This window comes from Collinsella aerofaciens ATCC 25986, assembly GCF_964259375.1.
Taxonomy (GTDB): Bacteria; Actinomycetota; Coriobacteriia; order Coriobacteriales; family Coriobacteriaceae; genus Collinsella; species Collinsella aerofaciens_BO.
Map to the genome: position 1 here is coordinate 1 of NZ_CAXVJM010000035.1, position 2938 is coordinate 2938.

At 45.3% G+C, this 2938-nt stretch carries 4 protein-coding genes; all 4 read right to left on the reverse strand.

Translation table 11 applies throughout. The features are described 5' to 3' along the window. Window positions 1-119 precede the first annotated feature (119 nt). Genes ACEXKH_RS09565 through ACEXKH_RS09580 form a run of 4 tightly spaced genes read right to left on the reverse strand, consistent with a single transcriptional unit; the run spans window position 120 to window position 2807 of the window. Window positions 120-266 carry a hypothetical protein gene (locus ACEXKH_RS09565; protein WP_373573937.1) on the reverse strand — a complete coding sequence of 49 codons (147 nt, stop codon included), beginning with the start codon at window positions 264-266 and terminating at the stop codon, window positions 120-122. A 40-nt stretch (window positions 267-306) separates the two neighbouring features. Beyond that, entirely contained in the window at window positions 307-885 is a 579-nt protein-coding gene (locus tag ACEXKH_RS09570) for a CPBP family glutamic-type intramembrane protease (protein WP_373573936.1), read from the reverse strand. Between the two features lie 4 nt (window positions 886-889). After that, window positions 890-2464 carry an ATP-binding cassette domain-containing protein gene (locus ACEXKH_RS09575; protein ID WP_373573934.1) on the reverse strand — a complete coding sequence of 525 codons (1575 nt, stop codon included), beginning with the start codon at window positions 2462-2464 and terminating at the stop codon, window positions 890-892. Then, complete coding sequence (locus ACEXKH_RS09580) at window positions 2442-2807, reverse strand: SPASM domain-containing protein (RefSeq protein WP_373573935.1); 366 nt, start codon at window positions 2805-2807, stop codon at window positions 2442-2444. Before ACEXKH_RS09580 ends, ACEXKH_RS09575 begins: the two co-directional genes overlap by 23 nt. Window positions 2808-2938: the final 131 nt, after the last annotated feature.

Consider the following 2938-nt stretch of genomic DNA (forward strand, 5'->3'; position numbering starts at 1 on the left):
CTGGAGGGCAATATTGCGGAAATACCGAAGCGGTGCCGATTCGCAATAACGGCAGTGCTAAAGCAGGCGATTACTCACCGCCCCCCAGACGCTCGGCGACCGATGCCACGGCATCCTCGCTAACCGAATCGCAGGCAGGCGAAGGGCTGCGTGTAGATGATGTTGGGCGCACCGTGATCGATTAGGTCGAGTATCTCGGCCGTGAGCAGCCAGCCCTCGCCCATGTTATTGCATACCGAAAGCACCGTGCGGGCTTTATCTGCCATGGTGCCAACACCTGAAGATTTTGAAGATTTTGTCCGTAACTCAAAGAGCTAGGATGTTGATAAAATCCAGAGACATCATGGCTAAAAGAGACGGACACACTGTCCCTGTTTTTCGCACGAGCAGCGCAAAAATAAGGCCCAGACAAAGATAGCCCCCCATCATTGCAATGATGTAATTTGTGGGTGCCCCGATTAAACACTGTTGAGTCACGAGAAGCAATGACCATAGCATCGACTGTATAAATGCCCTTATGCAAAACGGCCGAACTATTCCGACGATTGTGTATTCAAATAAAAATACGTACCTAAATAACAGCTCATGCAAAACTGAGACCGAACAGACCAATACCCATCTGGATATTGATTTTCCACCTATATCGAGCATAGAGGCCATAATAATAAATACGATGAAAATGAACTGCCATCCCAAAAGAATCCCACGCCGTTTGGGCTTATCACAAGAAACAGCGCCCCGAGTTGCAAAAAGATAGACTACCAACGCACAAAAGAGCGCCCCTGTAGAGCACAGCCAAGCGGGGGATCCTTTTGCAATAACCCAAATAGCCCACGGCACGCTAGCAACCATCGTGCCCAGTAGATAACGTGCCCCCAGGCGCATTATTTCAGTCGCTTTTCCCAAGCTCTACCACCTCATCACTAGCATCTATTAGGTCCATATCGTGTGTAATTGCAATGACAATCTTGTGCTTTCGCATTTCCTTCATAGCTTTTATCAGAGCTTCTTTATGAGCAATATCGAGTGATGCTGTTGGCTCATCGAATAAATAGACGTCTGCCTTCTTTTCTAAGACCCGCCTAATTTCCAGTTGTTCCAGTTCCCCGGGAGACATTCCTCCGCACCTCTTCCTTTCGATAGAAGGAAAGTTTCTATCGCAAAGAATATCCTTTACTGATATCGGAGTTTGTTCAGCAAACGAAACTAGCTTCTGCCTAAGGAGCTCACAGTTGATTTCTTCTTGGGCCTTACCGTTGTAGGAAATAGTCCCAACGTAATCCGAATTGAAACAACCCATCAATAAGTACGCAAGGGTCGTTTTGCCCGAGCCATTAATCCCTACAAGAGCATAGAGCTTTCCTTTTTCAAACCTGACATTCAAGTTGCTGTAGAGACACTTTCCATTTAATGTAAAGCTGAAATTATGCAGTTCGATGTAATCGATCTCCAAGAGCTCCTCTCCAGCAGCAGCCGAAGGCAATTTAGAGGCATTTAGACGGGATATCGATGAGAAGCAGTCTTGTGCGCTGCTACCTATACCGTAGATTGACCTCACGGCAGATAGCATTAAAGCCATGTAGCTCGAAACAGCAACAAGTTGGCCTACACTCATGCTTCCATGCATTACATAAAAAGCCGAAATCAAAAGAATGGTCACCTGGGACGCAGCCGCAGCAAAGGAATCAGTTGCCTGAAATTTCGAAACGACACTTTGATAGGCGACTCCGGCGTGCAGCAAAGACGAAAAATAGCTATCTATGGATTTCAATGCTCTTTCGAACAGCGCATTAACATACAAAAATCTCTGATGCGCAAGTATGGACTCCACTTTTCCGAAATACAGGGACTGCTCTTCCTTAAAGGTCAGACCTGAAACAAAAAGCGGTTTTTTAAATGAAGCATATGCAATTGCATACAAGATGCAAAATGTCACGGAAACCCAAAAGAGCGCTGTGGAACATCCATAGAGAAAAAATAAACTGATACCTAGCTGGACAATCGCAAGGAGTACCGTCTGGAGCATCGACAATCCGAAGGACGCCACAGTATTGGCATCTGAACAAATCTGTTGAGTTTTTTCAGCAGACTCCTGCTCAAAAAACAACTCAAAAGGCATCCGCACGAGCTCATCGATTTTTCTTCGAGCAATCGAGAATGCAGCCACGGTCGTTATCCGCATTGAAAGAAGGGTGCTTAAATAGCTGACAACAATATCGATTAATGCCGCGAAACCAATTAACGCACTGTCAATCATAATAGCACCATAAGGAGCTTTTTTAGATATATTATCAACCAGAGCGCTCGTGAGCAGCGGGGATACAGAGGCCATCATTCCAGATATTATTAAGCATAACGTAAAGGCTATAACCAGAAGCAATTGGGAAGAAAACCCAAGTCTGAAATATGGCAGATAGTCGAAGATCGCCGTTGAATCCGCATCACTTCTTATGTTTGAGATCATAGGCCGCCCTCATTACTTTTATACAGTTCTTTCTTGCGGATACACAGCTTGTCTTATTTTCATACAGCCTGGTGAAGGGACAGCCACCCATGCACATAGGAAGAAGTGAGCAGTTAAGGCATTCTGAATCTGAACAAAAGTCGTAAGCATTCCATATGGAAACTTCGGATGCGCTACTCGTTACATTTTCAAAGATGCTCCCATAGCTTCTGTCGGAATATCCTATTTCATTCCAGCATTTATATAAGGAACCGTCTGGTCCAATAACTTCTGAATATTTATTGACGGCTCCGCATATGGTCGGATTAAAGCCTGGAAGAAATGGGTCCATGTACCCTGTCATTTTGTAGCGAGATAGACAGGATGCTTCAATCGAAGCAAATTCATCCTCTGAATAGGGTTGATTTTCAATCTCAACGCAACAGCCTGAACGGACCCCGCGTTTCCGCAGCTATCGCAACGCGGAAATAGCTC